A 388-nucleotide genomic window follows, 5' to 3' on the forward strand; every position below is an offset into this window, starting at 1 on the left:
ACTCCGGGGATCGCGAGCTGGCCAACCCGCTGGCGGCGGTGCAGATGGGCCTCATCTACGTCAATCCGGAAGGCCCGAACGGCAACCCCGATCCCGTGGCTGCCGCGAAGGACATTCGCGAAACCTTCAAGCGCATGGGCATGAACGACGAGGAGACCGTCGCGCTGATCGCCGGCGGACACACCTTCGGCAAGACGCATGGCGCCGGCGTTCCCGACAAGGTCGGGCCTGACCCGGAAGGCGCCGGTCTCGAAGCGATGGGCCTCGGCTGGACCAGCACGTTCGGTTCGGGCCTTGCCGGCGACGCGATGACCAGCGGTCTCGAAGTCACCTGGACGACGACGCCCACCAAGTGGAGCAACGACTTCTTCACGCACCTGTTCAAGTA

1 protein-coding gene is annotated in these 388 nt (G+C 66.0%); it reads left to right on the forward strand.

The window, feature by feature from the left end:
• Positions 1-388: peroxidase family protein (locus tag I6F37_RS44310; RefSeq protein WP_306469193.1), on the forward strand; the 388-nt coding region annotated here is incomplete at both ends.

The organism is Bradyrhizobium sp. NBAIM08, from assembly GCF_020193935.1.
Taxonomy (GTDB): Bacteria; Pseudomonadota; Alphaproteobacteria; order Rhizobiales; family Xanthobacteraceae; genus Bradyrhizobium; species Bradyrhizobium yuanmingense.